At 75.0% G+C, this 16427-nt stretch carries 14 protein-coding genes and 1 pseudogene; 5 read left to right on the top strand and 10 right to left on the bottom strand.

Annotated elements, in window-relative coordinates:
* Nucleotides 1-155 precede the first annotated feature (155 nt).
* Nucleotides 156-428 (top strand): hypothetical protein, encoded by a 273-nt coding sequence (locus ACIGO8_RS06300; RefSeq protein ID WP_399724698.1) that lies wholly within the window; start codon nt 156-158, stop codon nt 426-428.
* 32 nt (nt 429-460) lie between these two features.
* Here the strand turns inward: ACIGO8_RS06300 and ACIGO8_RS06295 are convergent, their stop codons facing one another.
* From ACIGO8_RS06295 to ACIGO8_RS06280, 4 genes are all read right to left on the bottom strand, one after another.
* A complete protein-coding gene (locus tag ACIGO8_RS06295; RefSeq protein ID WP_399724695.1) occupies nt 461-1081 on the bottom strand; it encodes a hypothetical protein in 621 nt (206 codons plus the stop codon).
* A gap of 7 nt (nt 1082-1088) precedes the next feature.
* Nucleotides 1089-2039, bottom strand: a complete 951-nt coding sequence (locus ACIGO8_RS06290; protein ID WP_399724692.1) for a TetR family transcriptional regulator C-terminal domain-containing protein — start codon at nt 2037-2039, stop codon at nt 1089-1091.
* Nucleotides 2036-3496 (bottom strand): flavin monoamine oxidase family protein, encoded by a 1461-nt coding sequence (locus ACIGO8_RS06285; RefSeq protein WP_399724689.1) that lies wholly within the window; start codon nt 3494-3496, stop codon nt 2036-2038. Before ACIGO8_RS06285 ends, ACIGO8_RS06290 begins: the two co-directional genes overlap by 4 nt.
* 63 nt (nt 3497-3559) lie before the next feature.
* The gene (locus tag ACIGO8_RS06280) at nt 3560-4180 is read right to left on the bottom strand and encodes a TetR/AcrR family transcriptional regulator (RefSeq protein WP_399724686.1); all 621 of its coding nucleotides are present in this window, start codon (nt 4178-4180) and stop codon (nt 3560-3562) included.
* A gap of 144 nt (nt 4181-4324) precedes the next feature.
* On the opposite strand from ACIGO8_RS06280, the gene ACIGO8_RS06275 reads away from it, so the two are divergent.
* A complete protein-coding gene (locus ACIGO8_RS06275) occupies nt 4325-5905 on the top strand; it encodes an APC family permease (protein ID WP_399724682.1) in 1581 nt (526 codons plus the stop codon).
* Between the two features lie 174 nt (nt 5906-6079).
* On the opposite strand, the pseudogene ACIGO8_RS06270 reads toward ACIGO8_RS06275, so the two are convergent.
* The 5 genes and pseudogenes from ACIGO8_RS06270 to ACIGO8_RS06250 all read right to left on the bottom strand — a co-directional run.
* Nucleotides 6080-6733 (bottom strand): annotated as a pseudogene (locus ACIGO8_RS06270) (SDR family NAD(P)-dependent oxidoreductase); the annotation flags it as partial.
* 44 nt (nt 6734-6777) lie between these two features.
* A complete protein-coding gene (locus ACIGO8_RS06265; RefSeq protein WP_399724679.1) occupies nt 6778-8841 on the bottom strand; it encodes an acetate--CoA ligase family protein in 2064 nt (687 codons plus the stop codon).
* Complete coding sequence (locus tag ACIGO8_RS06260) at nt 8838-10034, bottom strand: Glu/Leu/Phe/Val dehydrogenase dimerization domain-containing protein (RefSeq protein ID WP_399724676.1); 1197 nt, start codon at nt 10032-10034, stop codon at nt 8838-8840. The genes ACIGO8_RS06265 and ACIGO8_RS06260 overlap by 4 nt, the downstream gene beginning before the upstream one ends.
* Nucleotides 10031-11788, bottom strand: a complete 1758-nt coding sequence (locus ACIGO8_RS06255) for a thiamine pyrophosphate-dependent enzyme (protein ID WP_399724673.1) — start codon at nt 11786-11788, stop codon at nt 10031-10033. The genes ACIGO8_RS06260 and ACIGO8_RS06255 overlap by 4 nt, the downstream gene beginning before the upstream one ends.
* A complete protein-coding gene (locus tag ACIGO8_RS06250) occupies nt 11788-12945 on the bottom strand; it encodes an acyl-CoA dehydrogenase family protein (RefSeq protein ID WP_399724670.1) in 1158 nt (385 codons plus the stop codon). The genes ACIGO8_RS06255 and ACIGO8_RS06250 overlap by 1 nt, the downstream gene beginning before the upstream one ends.
* Before the next feature lie 137 nt (nt 12946-13082).
* Here ACIGO8_RS06250 and ACIGO8_RS06245 point away from each other — a divergent pair, with 137 nt between their 5' ends.
* Nucleotides 13083-13703 carry an L-threonylcarbamoyladenylate synthase gene (locus ACIGO8_RS06245; protein WP_399724667.1) on the top strand — a complete coding sequence of 207 codons (621 nt, stop codon included), beginning with the start codon at nt 13083-13085 and terminating at the stop codon, nt 13701-13703.
* A gap of 75 nt (nt 13704-13778) precedes the next feature.
* Here the strand turns inward: ACIGO8_RS06245 and ACIGO8_RS06240 are convergent, their stop codons facing one another.
* Entirely contained in the window at nt 13779-14735 is a 957-nt protein-coding gene (locus ACIGO8_RS06240) for a hypothetical protein (protein ID WP_399724664.1), read from the bottom strand.
* A gap of 123 nt (nt 14736-14858) precedes the next feature.
* Between ACIGO8_RS06240 and lexA the strand changes: the two genes are divergently transcribed.
* Together lexA and ACIGO8_RS06230 are read left to right on the top strand one after the other, a co-directional pair.
* Nucleotides 14859-15575 (top strand): transcriptional repressor LexA, encoded by a 717-nt coding sequence (lexA, locus tag ACIGO8_RS06235; RefSeq protein ID WP_399724662.1) that lies wholly within the window; start codon nt 14859-14861, stop codon nt 15573-15575.
* Nucleotides 15576-15642: 67 nt separating this feature from the next.
* Nucleotides 15643-16380 carry a hypothetical protein gene (locus tag ACIGO8_RS06230; RefSeq protein ID WP_399724659.1) on the top strand — a complete coding sequence of 246 codons (738 nt, stop codon included), beginning with the start codon at nt 15643-15645 and terminating at the stop codon, nt 16378-16380.
* The last annotated feature ends 47 nt before the right edge of the window (nt 16381-16427 follow it).

Genomic DNA, 16427 nt, shown 5'->3' with positions numbered 1-16427 from the left:
GGGCCGCGGCCCCAACGTGCACAGGAAAAACAAAGAAAATTGACCGTCGGCGATCGAGCAGGAAGTGATCAGAATCGGTCGACTGTCAGACCCTCCCCTTAGCGTCAGGAGGACAGGGCCGGGACCTGCCCGGCCACCGGAGCAAGGGAGCGGTCATGGGCGAGATCAGTGTGGACCGGCGGCACCTCGACCATCTCCTCGCGGACCCGTCGAGCGCGTACGACATCCCCTATCAGCAGGCGTTCGCCGAGCTCGCCGCCTCCCACCGCGGGCGGCCGGCCGCGACGATCGTGCCGCTCCTGCGGGCCGCGGCCGAGCGCGCCCTGCTCGGCTTCACACCGGCCGACCTCGCCGACCAGGCCGAGGCCATCAGCAGCGGAGCGCCGTACGAACTGCGCATCCGCGTCACCGGCAGACAGCCCGGCTGACGCACCCGGCCCGGGCCGTGGGCGGACATCTCCTAGGAGCGGTCCGGGGCCGGCTCCTGACCCGTGCCCCGGCAGTCGGGACAGTCCATGCCGAGGCCGCACTCCGCGCACCGCCGGCCGTTCACGAAGCCGAGGCCCTCGCACGTGCGGCAGGAGCCCCAGCCGTCGCACGTCACGCACAGCCGGTGGCCGGGCCACAGGGTGTCCGGGCCGACGACCCGCGGAGGCCGGACCCAGCGAGCGTGGAAGCGGACCACGGGCGTCGAGCCGGTGATCCGCAGCGCGCCGCCCGCGATTCCGACGCCCGCCTCGAACCCGTCACGCCACGCCTTCAGCAGCACAAGCCCGCCGGAACCCTCGCCCTGCGCCGTCTCCCAGCCGGCCGCCTCGAACACGGCCCGTGCCGCGGCCGCCGCCGGTTCGAAGGGCGTGTCGGGCAGCGTCAGTACCAACGAGAACCGCTTGCCCACGGCGCCGTACACCGTGCGGCGGTCTTCGGTACGCTCCTCGGCGCGCGGCTCGGCGCGCCGCTCGACTCCGGTCGCGGCGACGGCGCCCGCGACCGAGCGCAGTTCCCGGCGCAGCCAGTCGGCGGCGTGCGCGAACCGCTCGGCCGCGCCTTCGGTCTCCGCCGACGTCTCGTCCTGGCTCATGGCTCCCTCAGTCGCGTCGTCGCAAGGTGATGTGCGGTTCGAAGGCGTCGAGCAGCAGGTCCCGCATCCGCGCCGGCGGCAACTCCGCGTTGCCCGCCAGGACCTGGATCGCCAGACCGTCGACCAACCCCGTGAACCGGCTGGTCAGCGCCTCCGCGTCGGCGTCCGCGCCGAGGCCCTCGGCCTGGCAGGCGAGGACCAGGTCGCGCACCGTCCGGCGCCAGCGCGCGTAGACGGCGCGCTGGCCCTCGCGCAGGTCCGGGTCGAGGATCGCCTCGTTCCAGGACTGCACCCACACCGACCACTCCTCGCGGTCCTCCTCGCCGCTGATCAGCTGGACCTCGATCAGCCGGCGCAGCTTCTCCGCCGGACCGTCCGCGGACCGGAACTCGGCGTCCAGGCGCCGGTGGAGCCGGTCGGCGCAGTGCAGCAGGGCGGCGCGCAGCGCGTCGCCCTTGGTGGGGAAGTGGTAGTGGATGGTGCCGGTACTGGTGCCGCAGGCGCGGGCGATGTCGGCGACCCGGACCCGGTGGAAGCCGCGCCGGGCGACGAGGCGCGCCGTGGCCCGCAGGATCTGCTCCTTGCGCGCCTCCGCGTCCACCGCGTCGGCGCGCCGCCGCGCCGAGCCGGCCTCCTCGCCGCGGACGCCGTCGCGGTCGCCGCTGCCGCTGCCGCTGCCGCTGCCGTTGCTGTCACCCGTGCCCGCGCCCGTGCCCCCGCCCGGCGGGCGGCCCCGCCCCGTCCGCAGATAGCGCAGGGACACCCCGCCCTCCCGGGCGATGGCGGCGAGTTCGTGGTCCGCGAGCCGCCGGGTGCCGCGCAGCGCCTTGGACAGCGCGGTCGGGTCCATGCCGACGCTCGCCGCGAACGCCCGCTGGCTGCCCGGCGCCGCCCGCACCACCTGACGCGCCCGCTCCGCCACGGCCCGCGCCTCGTCCGCCACGGCCGGCCGGTTCACGACGCCCGCCCCGGCTCCGGCCGCAGCGTCGCCAGGATTTCGTCGGCGGCCCGGTAGCCCGAGGACAGCGCGCCGTCGATGTAGCCGTTCCACTCCGACGCGGTCTCCGTGCCCGCCCAGTGCACGGGCCCGGTCGGCGTCCGCCAGCCGTCCTCGCCGGCGGCGGTCCAGCCGCCCGGCGTCACGTACGCCTCGTAGCCGCCCCGGGCGAAGGGATCGAGGGTCCAGATCTTCTCCGTGTAGTCGCGCGGCCGGCCGGCCGACGGGCCCGCCACCGCGACGAGACCGCGCAGGACGGCGGCACGGCGGGCGGGCTCGTCGAGCCCGGCGAACCGGTCCAGGCGGTCGCCGTACACGAAGCCGACCAGGACGCCGCACGACGCGTCCTCGGGAGAGTTGTCGAACACGACGCCGACCGGCCCGTCGTCGTACAGCGTCGCCACCCCGGACAGTCCCGCCTCGCGCCAGAACGGCGTGTCGTACACGGCGTGCATCTTGGCGACCCGCCCCATCGGGCTGTGCGCCAGCCACGCCACCCGGCCGGGCGGCAACGGCGGTGCGAACTCCACGGCGCGTACGGCGTGCGGCGGCAGCGCGACGACCGCCCGCGCGGCCCGGACCTCGCAGCTCCCGGCGCGCACACGCACGCCCTCCGGGCCGTACGCGATCGCCGTGACCCGCTCGCCGAGCCGCACCCGCCCGGGGCCGAGCAGCGCCGCGACGGAGCGTGCGGGGCCCGCCGCTCCGGCGGCGAACCGGCTGTCCTGCGCGCAGCCGCGGGTCTCCATCAGCTGCTCGAAGCCGCCCGCCGCCGCGATGTAGAACAGCACGTGGAAGAGCGAGACGCGGTCGGGCTCCGTGCACCACAGCCCCTGGACGGCGAGGGCGAGCCGGCGCAGCGCCTCGGTTTCGTTCGTCTCGGAGCGGAAGAAATCTCCGGCCGAGAGCGCGTCCCACTCCGCGAACCGGGCCGTGCGCCACGGGCGGACGGTGTCCACGGTGCGGGCGAGGCCGTCGAGGAGTTCGGTGATCCGGGTGTACGCGGCGATGCCCGGCCCCTGGTCGGGTGCGGCGCCGGTGTAGGGCACCCGGGCGCCGTCGTGCCGGATCTCGATGTGGCTGCCCTTCTCCCAGGTCGGGAAGGTGGGGCAGGAGAAGCGGGCGGCGAGTTCGAGGAGCCGGGTCTGGGTCGGACCGGCCCATTGGCCGCCGTGGTCGATCGTCGTGCCGTCCGGCCGGGTCTCGGTCAGGACCCGTCCGCCGACCCGGTCGGCGGCCTCGAGCAGGGTGAAGTCGACGGCGTGGTCGTGGAGTCGGAGTGCCGCGGCCAGGCCGGCGTAGCCGCCGCCGACCACGACGACCTCGGATTCGATCAGACGCGGTGTGCTCTGTCTCTCCATGGCCCGAGAGGATGCGGCAACACTGACGCGGGCGTCAATGGTTGCGACGCGAGGCACCGGACCGCGAGCGGCGCGGGACCGCGACCGCCACCGGACCGCGAGCGGAGTGACGGTGGGACCTCAGTGCGCGGTGGTCAACGTCTCGTGGTCGATGCCCAGTTCGCGTACCAGCGCCTCGTCGACCCAGCGCAGCATCGTCGCGCGCCCGACCGGCCCGCGGTACGAGGTGGTCTGCACGGCCAGCCCGTCGAGCAGCGCGGTCAGGCGCCAGGCCGCTTCCGTGGGACGCTCGCAGGTGAACTCGCCGGCCGCGACGCCCTCGGTGACGACCTCGGCGATGGCGGCCTTCCACTGCTGGTCGAGGTCGTGGGTGACCTTCCGCAGGGCGGGCTCGCGCAGGGCCGCCGCCCAGCCCTCGATCCACAGCCGCCAGCCCTTGGCCTGCCCGGTCGGCGCGTACCAGCGCACGGCGGACCGCAGCCGCCGAGTGGCGCTGGTGCGGGGCTTGTTCAGGATCTCGCGCAGCTGGGCCAGGTCGCCCTGCGCGGCGTGCGCGAAGGCCTCGGCGACGAGGAGTTCCTTGGTGGAGAAGTGGTAGAGCACCAGGGAGCTGCTGACGCCGAGCGCCGAGGCGACGTCCGCGATGCGCACACTGCTGACGCCCCGGGCCTCGATCTGCTCGACGGCGACGCGCAGGATGTCCGCGCGCCGTTCCTCCACGCTCAACCGCACTCTGGCCACGCGTCCCACCCTACACAGCTCTTGACAGTGCCGTGTGGCCGGGCTCACAGTGCAGGCTACTGACTGGCTGTTCAGTCAAAAGGCGTGTCACCCATGCCGCTCCCGTACGAGAACCTCCCCCGTGTCGCCGTAGGAGCCCGCCCCGTGACCCAAGCACCCGTCGCCGCCGGCCGATCCGAAGAAGAACCCACCCCCGCCTCCGGAAGCAGCCCCGAAGCCCCCGACCTCTCCGCGGGCTGGGGCGAACAACGCGGCCGCCTGCGCAAGGAACTGCGCCGCTTCGACGTCCTCCTCTTCCTCATCTGCACCCTCGTCGGACTCGACACCATCGGCTCGGTCGCCGCGCAGGGACCGCAGGGCCTGACCTGGATGGCCGTCCTCGCGGTGCTGTTCTTCCTCCCGTACGGACTCCTCGTCGCCGAACTCGGCTCCGCCTTCCCCGTCCAGGGCGGCCCGTACGTCTGGACCCGGCTCGCCTTCGGCCGGCTCACCGCCGGCCTCAACCAGATCCTCTACTGGATCTCCAACCCGGTGTGGGTGGGCGGCAGCCTCTGCATCATCGCCCTCACCACCTGGGAGGAGTTCTTCACGCCGCTGCCCGGCCCGTGGAAGTACGCCGCCGGGCTCGTCTTCATCTGGGGCGGCGCGCTCGCCGTCGTCCAGTCCGTCCGGGTCGGCAAGTGGGTGCCCATCGCCGGCGCCGTCGCCCGCGTCGTGCTGCTCGGCTTCTTCCTCGTCTCGGTCGTCGTGTATGCCGTCGAGAACGGCGTGCACACCCTGCCCGCCCACGAGTTCACCCCGACCTACGCCGGCTTCGTCGCCCTCGTGCCCGTCCTCATCTTCAACTACGTCGGCTTCGAACTGCCCAGCTCCGCCGCCGAGGAGATGCGCAACCCGCGCCGCGACATCCCGCTCGCCATCCTCCGCTCCGGACTCGCCTCCCTGCTGCTCTACGGCGGCCCGATCCTCGGCATCCTCTTCGTCCTCCCCGGCGACCGCATCGGCAGCCTCGGCGGCTTCATCGACGCCTGCAAGGCCGTGTTCACCGTCTACGGCGGCTCCATCGCCGCCGACGGCACGGTGACGCTCACCGGCGCCGGCGCCGTCTTCGGCGGCATCGCCGCCGCCGGCCTCATCGTCGGCCTGCTCACCTCCGGCGTCACCTGGGCGATGGGCGCGCACCGCGCCCAGGCCGTCGCCTGCGCCGACGGCGCGGGACCCGCCTGGCTCGGCACCATCTCCGAGAAGCACGGCACGCCGGTCCGGGTCAATCTGCTCTCCGCGGTCCTCGCCTCCGTCCTCCTCGTCGTGGCGCTCGGCCTCACCGGCGGCGACGGCGAGAAGTACTTCGCGGCCGGCCTCGGCCTGACGATCTGCACCACCTTCATCTCCTACGTCATCACCTTCCCCAGCCTCCTGGTGCTGCGCCGCAAGTACCCCGACACGCCCCGCCCGTACGCCGTCCCCGGCGGCCGGGCCGGCGCCCGGACGGTCACCGCGCTCGCGACCGGTCTCGTCGCCTTCACCGTCGTCGTGCTCATCTGGCCCGGCTTCGGCGTCGGCTGGTTCGGCACGGACGGCTCCCCGGCCGACTCGCTGCCCGCCGCCTTCGCGGGCCAGCGCGCCGCGTACACGCTCAGCCAGGTCGTGCCACTGCTCGTCATCGCGGCCATCGGGCTCGTCTTCTACGCCCTGGGCGCGAAGACCCGCCGTACGAAACGCTGACGCGCGGACGGACAAGGAGGAGGCGGCCCGCCGCGGGCCGCCTCCTCCTCGTCGCGACTCCCGCGCCGCGGACCATCCGGCGGCGCGCCCGTACACCTGCTTGCCCAGCCACTGGCCGCCGTCCACCGTCAGGCATGCGCCGGTCAGATACGAGGCCCGGTCGCCCAGCAGGAAGAGCGCGGCGTCCGCGATCTCCGCCGGTCGGCGAACCGGCCCGCCGGGATCGTGGCGAGGACCTCGGCGCGGGCCTCCGGCGTCGCCCACGGCGCGGCGCCCGCGCCCGCCGTCTCCGTGGGCCCCGGAGCGACACAGTTCAGGCGGATGCCCAGCGGGGCGAGTTCCCCCGGCGAGGGTGCGGGTCGTCGCGAGCGCACCCACCTGCGCGGCGGCCGAGTGGACCGTGCCCGGATGGCCGTGCCAGGCGTACGTGGCGATGACGGACAGGATCGAGCCGCCCGTACCCTGCTCGCGCAGCCGGCGGGCGACGGCGCGGGTGCAGGAGGAGGAGCCGTTCAGGACGATGTCGACGACGGCGCGCCGCCCGCCCGGCGACAGGTCGACGCCGGGGACGACGAAGTTGCCGGCCGCGTCGTCGACCAGGCCGTCGAGCCCGCAGAACCGCTCCACCGCCGCCGCGACCAGCGCGTCCACGGCGTCCGGGTCCCGCACGTCCGTCGGCACGGCGAGCGCCTCGCCTCCGGCCTTCTGGGCCGGCGCCACGGTCTCGGCCGGCCGCTGCGGCGTGCGGCCCGCGACCGCGACCCGCGCGCCCGCCGCGGTCAGGGCCAGGGCGACGGCGCGGCCGATGCCGCTGCCGCCGCCGGTCACGCGCTACGTCCGGCCGTCGAAGCCCGCACGGTCGTCGGAGCCGGTCAGGTCAGCACTCCATGAGCGTCGAGGGCGAGCGCGCCGCCCGGGTGGACGAGCAGGGGATTGACTTCGAGCTCGGCGAGCTCCGGGTGGCCGGCCGCGGCCCGCGTCAGCGCGCACAGCGCCTCCGCGGCGGCCTCCAGATCGACCGGCGGCGCGCCCCGCCAGCCCGTGAGCAGCGGCGCGTGGCGCAGCGAGAGCAGCAGCGCGCGGGCCCGCGGCGGCGTGAGCGGGGCGAGGGCGAGCGCGGTGTCGGCGTGCAGTTCGGCGGTGACACCGCCGAGACCGACCATCGCGACGGGACCGAACGCCGGGTCGTGACGGACCCCGGCGATCAGCTCCACCGCCTGCGGGTGGACGGCCATCGCCTCCACCGCGAAGCGGCCGGCGCCGGTCGCCGCCCGCATCCGGGCGAAGGCGGCCCGCAGCGCCGGCTCGTCGGCGATACCCAGGGCCACGCCGCCCGCCTCCGTCTTGTGGGCCAGACCCATCGCCTTGAGGACGAGCGGATAGCCGGTGCGCCGCCGGGCCGCGTCGGCCGCCTCGTCCGCGGTGGTGACGAACGCGGCGGCCGGGAAGCCGAGGCCGTGGGAGGACAGCAGCGCGCGCACGGTCTCGTAGCCGCCGTCCGTGAGAGGAGGGCCGGACGGGCGGCCCGGCAGCGCGGGCGGCGGCCCGGCCGCCGTCCGCTCCGGCCGGGCCAAGTGCGCAAGCGCCGTCGCCGCCTGCTCGACGCGCTCGTAGACGGGCACGCCCTGCCGGCGCAGCTCGGCCAGGGCGGGAGTGTCCCGGGCCATGGTGTGCACGACGAGCAGCCGGCCCGACGCCCGCGCGGCCTCGCCCAGCTCCCGGGCGACCTCGCACTCCTGCGCCGCCTGGCCCGGATTGGCGGTGGCGTAGTCGCCGAAGTAGCCGGTGAGCAGGGTCGCGTCGGTGTCGCCGCCGTCGAGCAGCGCCCGCGCGACCCGCGCGTAGCTGTGGAGGTCCGCCTCGCCGGCGCCCGCCAGGTCCACCGGGTTCGCGCAGCCGCCGGTCCGGCCGCGCAGGTGCGCTTCGACGGCCGCCCGGGTGCCGGGCTCGAGCACCGGCACGTCGAGCCCTCGCGCCACCAGCGCGTCGGCGGCGAGCGCGCCCTGCCCGCCGCTGTCACCGACGACGGCGACGCGGCCGGCACCGAGCGGGCGCCCCGCGCGTCCGGACTCCGGCCGGGACGCCGCCAACAGCACGGCCGTGTCGACGAGTTCGCCCGCCGAGTCGAGCAGCACCGCTCCCGCGTCGCGGCACACCGCCTCCACCACCGCGCGGGCGCTCACCAGGGCGCCCGTGTGGGAGGCCGCCGCACGGCCGGAGGCGGCGCTGCGGCCGAGGGTGAGCAGGAGGACGGGCTTGCCGGCCGCGCGGGCGGCGGCCAGGGTGCGGGCCAGGCGGCGGCCGTCGCGGAAGTCCTCGACGTACGCGGCGAGGACCCGGGTCGCGTCGTGGGCGACGAGGCACTCCAGCGCGTCGGCGGCGTCGATGTCCCGCTGGTTGCCGAGCGACACGAAGCGGGAGAAGCCCTGGCCGGCCCGGCCGAGCAGCCGGCCGATCTCCAGGGCGAGGTTGCCGCTCTGCGACACCAGACCGACCGAACCGGCCGGGAAGTCGCCCCAGCTGAGACGCAGTTCGGTGGTGGTGTCGACGACGCCCATGCAGTTCGGGCCGAGCAGCCGGCCGCCGTGAGCGGTGACGAGGGCGGCGAGCTCGCGTTCCTCCGCCGGGTCCGCGCCACCGGAGGTGATCACCGTGAAGCAGCGGGCGCCGGCCGCGAGGCCCGCCACGACCACGGGCCGCACCTGCCGCGGCGGCACCGCGACCACCACGTGCTCGGCCACGGCCGGCAGCGCGGCGAGATCCGGCAGGAACGGGACGCCGTCGAGGCTGCCGCCGCGCTGGTTGACCAGGTGGACCTGGCGCCGGGACCGGCCGGCGAGCGCGCCGGAGGCCAGCCAGTAGCCCCACTTGGCGGGATCGGCGGAGGCCCCGACGACCGCGACGGAGCGCGGGTCGAACAGGGCGTCCAGGCTCATGCGTACCAGCCGAAGCGCTCGGCGATCACCGGCAGCCGGTCCGCGACCACGCCGTGCGCCGCGGCCCTCGGCGTCGTGCCGTCCCGCTCGGCCCGGTCCAGGACCTGACCGACCAGGGCCCGCATGGCGCCCCGGATGTGGGCGAAGGCCTCGTCCGCGTCGGCGCCGATGTCGCCGAACAGCGTCCACCACCACCAGGCGTTCGTCGCCGAGTTGACGACGACGTCCGGCAGGACCGTGACCCCGCGCGCCGCCAGCAGCTCCTCGGCGTCGGCGAGGACCGGCATGTTGGCCGCCTCGACGATCCAGCGCGCCGTGATCGCGGCCTGGTTGCCGGCGTCGATCGCGTACGAGACGGCCGCCGGGACCAGGACGTCGGCGGGCACGGACAGCCAGGCGTCGCCGGGCAGTTCGGTGTCCGCCGGCCTGAGCGCCGCACGGTCCACCGTGCCGTACGCGTCGCGCGCGGCCAGCAGCGCCTCGACGTCCAGGCCGTCCGGATGGGCGATCGTGCCCTTCACGTCGGCGACGGCCACGATCCTGAGCCCGGCGCGGGCCAGGAAGCGGGCCGTCGCCCCGCCCATCGTGCCGAAGCCCTGCACCGCGACCCGGGTGCCCGCGTGCGGCACGCCGGCCCGGTCGAGCGCGGTCAGCACGGACTCCGCGACGCCGCAGCCGCCGGCCAGTTCGTCGAGCCCGATGCCGTCCACCGTCACCGCGAACGCGTCCGCGAGCCGCCGCCGCGCCGCCGCCTCGTCGTCGAGCAGCGGATAGACCGCCTGGACGGAGGAGACCAGACCGGCCTCGGCGGCGGCCCGGTCGACCAGGTCCTGGGTGAGGCCGAGGTCCTCGCCGGTGGTCCAGAAACGCTCGACGTACGGGCGCATCGCGCGCAGGTAGCGGACGAGCACGCCGAACGCCTCCGGGTCGCGCGGATCGCAGTCGATGCCACCCTTGGCGCCGCCGAGCGGGACGTAACGGCCCTCGGGGTTGTAGTGGAGGGCCTCCTTCATCGTCATGCCGCGGGCGAGTCCGGTGACCTCGTCGAGGGTGCAGCCGGCCCGCATCCGCAGCCCGCCGCTGGACACGCCGCGCACCAGCCGGTCGATCACCAGGTGTCCCTGGCGGCCGGTGACGTGATCCGTCCAGGTGACGGAGACCAGAGGAGGCGTAAGGGGCTTCGGGGACGTCATCGGGAGGGCTCCTCGGGGACGGTGACGACGGTGGGTCCTGGGGTGACCAGCGCTTCGGCGAGGGCCGCGGCGAACTCCTCGGGCGAGTGGACCGCCGTGCCCCGCCCGCCGTACGCACGGGCCAGCGCGGGCAGGTCGACGGCCGGCAGGTCGACGGCCGTGGGCCGGTCGCCGCGGGCCGCCATCTCCTCGCGGATCTCGCCATAGCCGCCGTTGTCGAAGACGACGACGGGCAGCGGCGCGCCCAGCTGCGCGGCGGTCGCGAGCTCCTGCACGGAGAACTGCAGACCGCCGTCGCCGCTGAGGGCCACCACCTGCCGATCGGGACAGGCCGTCCGGGCGCCGATCGCGGCGGGCAGCGCGTAGCCGAGCGTGCCGAAGCCGGTGGGATGCAGATAGCGGCCCTCGGGTCCGAGCGGCAGATGCGGCAGCGCGCCGTAGTAGCAGCACCGGGCGCTGTCGGAGGTGATGACCGCGTCCTCGGCGAGAACCCGCCGCATCACCCGCAGATACGGCAGCCAGCGCGCGTCCCGGCCCCGCGTCTCGTCGTCACGGACGGTGCGCAGGTCGGCGACGAGCAGGGCCAGATCGGCGCCGTCGCCGGCTCGCGCCGGGTCCGCCCCGGTCCGGCCGGGCCCGTCGACCGCCGCCAGCAGCGCGGCGAGGACGGTGCGCGCGTCGCCGACGACGGGGACGTCCGCCACGATTCCCGCGTACATCTGCGCCGGGTCGACGTCGACCCGGATCAGCGTGCCGGACAGCGCCGGCAGCGGGCCCCAGACGTCGGACTCGGCCAGTTCGGTGCCGACCGCGAGGACGGCGTCGCGGTCGGCCAGCCATTTCTGCACGGCCGGGCTGTGCAGACCGACGCCGAGCGACAGCGGGTGGCGCTCGTCCACGACGCCCTTGCCGTTGGCGGTGGTGACCACGGGTGCGCCGAGCGCCGCGGCGAGGGCCCGGCACTCCGCGGCCGCGGACCGGGCGCCGCCGCCGAGGACGAGCACCGGGCGTCGGGCCGCGCGCAGCGCCGCGGCCGCCGCCTCCAGCGCGGCCGGATCCGGCGCGGGCGGCCCGGTGGGCGGCGCGAGCCGTACGGGGCCGGCCGGTTCGACCGCCTCCAGGAGGTCCAGCGGCACCTCGATGTGGGCCGGCCGGGGCCGTCCGGTACGGAAGAGGGTGAAGGCCCGCGCGACCGCCGCGTCGATCTCGGCCACGGACGACACCCGGTGGCTGAACGCGGCGACACCGCGCAGCGCCTCGGACTGGCTGCGCATCTCGTGCAGCAGGCCGGTGGACTGGCGCGGATGGCGCAGCGGCATGCCGGGCGAGACCACGAGCAGGGGCACGCTGTCGGAGTGGGCCTGGCCGACCGCGGCGGCGATGTTCAGCAGGGCCGGGCCGGTGGTGGTGATCGCGACGCCGGGCCGCCCGGACACCCGTGCGTACGCGTCGGCGGCGTATCCCGCGCCCTGTTCATGACGTGGCGTCACGTGCCGTATGCCGTACGGCTCGAGGTGGCGGTAGATCTCCAGGTTGTGGGTGCCCGGAATGCCGAACGCGTCGGTGACGCCGTGCGCGGCGAGCGCGCGCACGACCGCCTCGCCGCCGCTCAGGGAGCTGCCGGACGCGGGGCCGCCGGTCGGGGACCCGCCGGTCGGGGACCCGCCGGACGAGGGCGCGTCGCTCACGGACTCGGCGGTCGTGTACGCGCCGGTCGTGGAGCTGCCGGTCGGGGCTTGCGCGGGCCCGGTCATCACAGGCCCCGCGCGATCACGAGCCGCATGATGTCCGAGGTGCCTTCCTCGATCTCCTCCAGCTTCGCGTCCCGCATCCACTGCTCCACCGGGTACTCGCGCGAGTAGCCCCAGCCGCCGAGGGTCTGGACCGCCGCCCACGTGCAGTACGCCGCCGTCTCCGAGGCCGTCAGCTTGGCCATGGCGGCCTCCGTGGTGGCGGTCAGACCCGCGTCGAGGCGCTTGGCGGCGCGCCAGGTCATCAGCCGCGCCTGCTCGATCCGGGTGCGCATGTCGGCGAGGCGGAAGGCGACCGCCTGGTGCTCGACGATCGGCCTGCCGAACTGCTGCCGCGTGCGGGCGTAGTCGCGGGCGTACTCGTACGCCGCCCGCGCCACACCGGTGGCCGCCGCGCCGAGCACCGTGCGCGAGACGTCGAAGGTCCGCATCAGCCCGTGGAAGCCCTGGCCTTCCGCGCCGAGCCGGTTCTCCTCCGGCACGAAGGCGTCGGCGAGGAAGATCTCGCGGCAGACGATCGCACGCTGTCCCATCTTCCGCATGGGCTCGCCGAAGCTCATGCCGGGCGTGTCCTTGCGCAGCAGGAACGCGCTCACGCCGCGCGAGCGGGCGGCCGGATCGGTCTTGGCGAAGACCACGTACTGCTCGGCCTCGCCGGCGTTGGAGATCCAGGCCTTCTGGCCGTTCAGCAGATAGCCGCCCTCGGTGCGGGTGGCGGTGGTGACGATGGACGCGGCGTCGGAGCCCGCGCCGGGCTCCGTGGTGGCGAGGGCGGTCATCGGCGTGTCGGGGCCGGTCAGCGGCGTGAGCCAGATCCGCTTCTGCTCCTCGGTGCCGAGTTCGAGCAGCGGATCGGCGAAGAAGCCGTTGGAGCAGAGCAGGTTTCCGATGCCGAGGTCGCCCACGCACAGCTCCTCCTGCACCAGGCACTGCGTGAAGACGTCGGTGAAGCCGCCGCCCCCGTACTCCTCGGGAAGCATGAAGCCGGTGATCCCGACCTTCGCGGCCTTCTGCCACAGGTCCCACGGCGTCTCGACGTCCGCCTCGTCGACGGCGCGCGCCCGCGGGCGGATCTCGTCGCGGGCGAAGGCCCGGGTGAGGTCCACGATGCCACGCTGCTCGGGAGTGAACGGAACCAGCTCGGTCGGGAGGTCGGACATGGTGCCTCCAGTTGCGGCAACGGCTTACTGACTGATCCATCAGTCAGTATCGAGAGCGGCGAGCGGCGCTGTCAACGGAGCGGAACCCCGACGTCGGGTGCGCGCGGGGGACGCGCGCGATCCCGTAGGGTCGGAAAATGGCCAAGTACTTCGATGTCCACCCGCAGTCCCCGCAGCCGCGCACCATCGGCACGGTCGTCGACGGCCTGCGGGCCGGGTCCCTGATCGCGTATCCCACCGACTCCTGCTTCGCGCTCGGCTGCAGGATCGGCAACCACGAGGGGCTCGAGCGGATCAAGTCCATCCGGCGCCTCGACGACCGGCACCACTTCACCCTGGTCTGCGAGAACTTCGCCCAGCTCGGACAGTACGTCCACGTCGACAACGACGTCTTCCGCGCCGTCAAGTCGGCGACGCCCGGCAGCTACACCTTCATCCTCCCGGCCACCCGCGAGGTGCCCCGCCGGCTCATGCACCCCAAGAAGAAGACCGTCGGCGTCCGGATCCCGGACCACCCGGTCGCCCGTGCCCTCCTCGCCGAGCTGGGCGAACCGCTCGTGTCGAGCACCCTGCTCCTGCCCGACGAGGCCGAGCCGCTGACGCAGGGCTGGGAGATCAAGGAGCGGCTCGACCACGTGCTGGACGCCGTCGTGGACTCGGGCGACTGCGGCACGGAGCCGACGACGGTCGTCGACTTCTCCGGCGGCGGAGCCGAGATCGTACGGCGCGGAGCGGGCGACCCGGCGCGCTTCGAGTAGACCCGCGCCCCCGCGCCGGTAGCCCGCGCGGCTGCACCGGGCCCGCGGGCCCCGCCGGCCGCCGGGTCGCGGCGGTCAGACCGTGGGCAGTCCCAGGCCCGGGAAGCCGAACCGGTACGGCCGGCGGAACTCGCCCTCGCCGCCGAGGAGCAGGTCCGTCGGGCGGTCGAGGCCGGCGGCGCGGGCCGTGCGGACGAGCAGGGCGGCCGCGGCGCCCGCGTCGACCTCGCCCGGGCCGCCCGCGTCCACCCGCCACGGCGCGCCGCCGTCCAGGCCGGGATCCAGATGGCCCGGCGGCAGGGAGTCCGTACGGGTCCAGCCGAGCGCGGCGACCCGCTCACCGCGGGCCGCCTCGGCCACCTCGTACTCGGTGAAGTCCAGGAAGAGCCGGTCGTCGGAGACGATGTCGAAGAGGAGCGGTGCGCCGCTGCCGGCGATCCGCCCGTACAGCGGCAGGCAGTGGGCGATCCCGAGCGCGTACGTCTCCGCCGGCAGCGTGCGCAGGAAGACCGCCAGCGTGAGAGCCAGGTCCTCCCAGTCGGCCGGCGGCTCGTGCGGCGGGTGGTCGACCGAAAGGCCCGATTCCTCCCCGACTCCGACGAAACCGGTGCCGGCGTCCGGATACCAGGACTCCCACGTCTCGCTGGGCTCCAGGACCAGCTCGGGACCCGCGGCGCCGGCCCGCAGCTCCAGGGTGGTCCCGCCGCGCCGCCAGCGCAGGAACGGCCGGCCCCAGCGGGGATCGGCCCGGCGGCCGGGCGGGCGGCGATGGCCGTGCGCGCCGAGCAGACCCGGCTCCCCGAGCGCCGCCCGCAGCGCGTCCGCGACCCGCCGGAACTCCCGCGCCTGCGCGAGCGGTTCGCCTTCCGGACGGCTCACCGGGACCACCAGCCGCGGCGGGTCGTCCGAGACCTCGGCCGGCGGCCCGAGCCGGTCGGCGAGCTCCCGCACGGAGGTGTCGTCCCAGCGGAGGTGCCAGGCGGCCTCCGAGAGGTCCCGGGCCGTCGCTGCCGTGTCGTCACTGCTGATCATGACCCATTGCTATCAGCCGGGACCGGCACCGGGGCGTACCCGACCTGCTGGGATGTCGGTCGGCCGGGTTAATGTGCCCTATCGGCGAAGCGGACGAACGAAGCGGAAGAACGGAGGCCGACCATGGGCAGGAGCCGTGCCGGCCGGCCGCCGGGCACCCGGGCCAACCACGACGGGCTCACCCAGCGGCAGCAGCAGATCCTCGACATCATCCGCTCCCACACCCGGCGGCACGGATTCCCGCCCTCGATGCGGGAGATCGCCGCGGCGGCCGGACTGCTCAGCACCTCCAGCGTGTCCCACCAGATCCGGGCCCTGGAGAAGAAGGGCGTCCTGCGCCAGGATCCGCAGCGCCCGCGCGCCTATGTGCTCGCCGAGGGCCTGCACGAGGGCGGAGCCGACGGCGGGCCCGACGGCCGCCCGGAGCGACGCGCCGAGAGCGAGCTGGTGAGCCGGGGCGAGCGGCAGGCCGTCACCGTCCCGCTCGTCGGACGCATCGCGGCCGGTGTGCCGATCACCGCCGAGGAGCACGTCGAGGACACCCTCGTGCTGCCCGCGCAGGTCGTGGGCGCGGGCCGGCTCTTCGCCGTGACCGTCGTCGGCGACTCGATGCGCGACGCCCACATCGAGGACGGCGACGTCGTGGTCGTACGGGCGCAGGACACCGCGGACGACGGCGACATCGTCGCCGCCATGCTGGACGGCGAGGCCACCGTCAAGCGCCTCGCCCACGTCGGCCCGCACGTCTGGCTCAACCCGGCCAACCCGAGCTACGAGCCGATCCCCGGCGACGACGCGGTCGTCCTGGGAAAGGTCGTCTCGGTCCTGCGCCGCCTCTGAACGTACTCAGGGCCGGTTGAGTAGCCACGCTCATGGCCCGGGTGACGCCCTCTCGTAGGTTGACCGCATGAACACGGACACGCCGCAGCCCGGGACTTCCGCCGACGACAGCGACAGCAGCGCGGCCGGCGGCGACCAGAGCGCGACCGGCCGCGACGCCGGCGCGCCCGGGGGCGACCTCGGCGCGACGACCGGCGGCGCCGCCGCCGAGGCGCCCGCCGAGCGCGCCTCGCGGTGGCCGCTCGGCTGCGGCATCGCGATGTTCGTCCTCCTCGGGCTGCTCGGACTCGGCGCGTGGGCCCTGCAGGAGTTCGAGAAGGGCCTCGACGGCTACGGGCAGCTGGAGCAGTCCGGCTCGACCGGCATGTCCGGAAGCGTCGCCAGCCCCTTCGCGGCCGGCATGACCGCCCGTTACGAGGACGGTCTGAAGGTCACGGTCAGCCCGCCGCACGCCGACGCCGGCGGCCGGACGTACAGCTTCACCGTCACGTACGAGAACGACACCGACGGAACGATCCGCCCGGGCGGCGAGTCCCTGGACAGCAGTGTCAGCACGTACGGCCAGGCGCCGCTCGTCGTCCGCGCGGGCCGTTCCCTCGACGACCACACGGCCGACTACACGCTGGACTGGCCCGACTGGCGGGGCGCCGCCTCGGTCCTGCTGCCGCCCCTCGCCGAGGGCGAGACCCGTACCGTCCCCGTACGGATCGAGCCCAGCCGCAAGGGCATCCCGGTCACGGTCGAGGTCGCCCCGCCGGACGCCGGCTACCGCGAGACGGCCCACTTCCAGCTTCAGCTGGACTGAGCACGCCCGCGGCGCGCCGCGCGACCCCCTCCGCGTCCGTGCGATGC

It is taken from the genome of Streptomyces sp. NPDC053493 (assembly GCF_044544825.1).
GTDB lineage: Bacteria > Actinomycetota > Actinomycetes > Streptomycetales > Streptomycetaceae > Streptomyces.
The sequence above is the reverse complement of the archived record's forward strand: the minus strand, read 5'-3'. Positions and strand labels throughout refer to the sequence as shown.